This window comes from Butyricicoccus sp. (assembly GCF_050872565.1).
GTDB lineage: Bacteria > Bacillota > Clostridia > Oscillospirales > Butyricicoccaceae > Butyricicoccus_A.
In genome coordinates this window covers 1-1538 of record NZ_JBNMHC010000450.1, presented here as the reverse complement: position 1 = coordinate 1538, position 1538 = coordinate 1, and the positions used below count along the sequence as shown (strand labels likewise).

Sequence of the window (1538 nt, the reverse complement as noted above, 5' to 3'; positions counted from 1 at the left end):
TCATACACAGCTTCCAGCTGATGCGAGACCGCAATGGATTTTTTAGAAAATTCCGGATCGCATTCCGGTCTCCAAACGCGATCTCCCAGATAAATCGGAGAAATCAACAAAATTTCCGCCTGCGGTGCGGCATATCGGATCTGTCGAAGCAACCGTTCAATTCCTTTGCCGATGACTTCCGCCGATGCACCGAAAGCAGTCTTGCAGTCATTGGTGCCCAGCATCAAAACGACACCATCCACTGTCGCATGTGTTTCCAGCAGCACCGGAAGCAATTCCGTGCCGCGTCTGCCATCTCGCAGCGGATCATCAAAAATGGTTGTCCGTCCGCACAGTCCTTCTTCAATGACGTGATACTGCTGTCCCAACTGCTCTTGCAGCAAGCTCGTCCAGCGCACGCCCCACGGCAGCCGTGTGCCGCTGTCGCCATCCAGTCCCCATGTATTGGAATCTCCAAAGCAAAGTAATTGACGCATTGCCTTTTCCTCCTATTCCTAGTTACTTACTATGCTTAGTATGTGAACTACTATACCACACTTTTTTGTATCTGCCAACCCCTTTTTTGAAAAATTTCTCTAGTTGCTGTTTGATGCATTTTTTCGTATACTAGATTTATCCCAAATAAAAAGAAGGAGCCAACTATGACCTCCAATGAACTCATTGATATTTCTGTTACCATTGGTGCTGCATTATTGGAAAATGGCGCGGAAATTTATCGGGTAGAAGAATCCATCGCGCGCATCTGCTACGCCTATGGCGCAACGGAAACCAATATTTACGCCGTGCCGACGGCGATTATCGCCTCGTTCGTGCGTGAAGATACCCGTCCGGTTACGCGCGTACAGCGCATTTATCAGCGCGGCACCAATCTCGGCCGCTTGGATCAGCTCAACACGCTGTGTCGAGAAGTCTGCGCAACACCCATGACATATACACAAATCCGCGAGCGCCTGCTGCGCATTCTCCACGACAAACCATTCCGGCGGTATCAGCTGTGTCTTGCCACTGGCGGCATTGGCTTTTTCTTCACGCTGCTGTTTCACGGTTCTATCTCAGAAGCCATCTGTAGTTTTTTCACTTGCATTGTTCTTTGGGGCATCATGACATTTTTGCAGGCACTTCCTGCCAATTTGCTGTTTGCCAACATCATCGGCGGCACATGGGTTGCTGCCTGTGCTGTCATCTGTTGGAAACTGCATCTCATTGAAACCTATCGTGCCATGATTATCGGTTCGATTATGTTTCTCGTTCCCGGACTGCCCATGACCAATGCCATTCGCGATTTAATCGCCGGAGATATTATGGCAGGTATCAGCAAATTTACCGAAGCGCTGCTCGTTGCCGTTGGCATTGCCGTCGGTGTTGCGCTGCCGCTTGGCATTCTGTCTATGATTGGAGGTTAATATGACAGCCTTATTTTATGAAAGTTTTGTCAGTTTCTTTGCCAGTCTTTGTTTTGGCATTTTATTTCAATTGCGCGGGAAAAAGCTAATTTTCGCCGCCATCGGTGGTTTTATCAGCTGGTTTTTCTATTTTGG

At 48.4% G+C, this 1538-nt stretch carries 3 protein-coding genes; 2 read left to right on the top strand and 1 reads right to left on the bottom strand.

What is annotated here, in order from left to right; all coding sequences use genetic code 11:
* Positions 1 to 476 (bottom strand): GDSL-type esterase/lipase family protein (locus tag ACR0P9_RS12415; protein WP_432620605.1); only part of this gene is annotated, 476 nt, incomplete at its 3' end.
* A gap of 165 nt (positions 477 to 641) precedes the next feature.
* Here ACR0P9_RS12415 and ACR0P9_RS12410 point away from each other — a divergent pair.
* Together ACR0P9_RS12410 and ACR0P9_RS12405 are read left to right on the top strand one after the other, a co-directional pair.
* Positions 642 to 1403 (top strand): threonine/serine exporter family protein, encoded by a 762-nt coding sequence (locus ACR0P9_RS12410; RefSeq protein WP_432620603.1) that lies wholly within the window; start codon positions 642 to 644, stop codon positions 1401 to 1403.
* A gap of 1 nt (position 1404) precedes the next feature.
* Positions 1405 to 1538, top strand: a 134-nt coding sequence (locus tag ACR0P9_RS12405) for a threonine/serine exporter family protein (RefSeq protein WP_432620607.1), incomplete at its 3' end; no start/stop codon positions are given.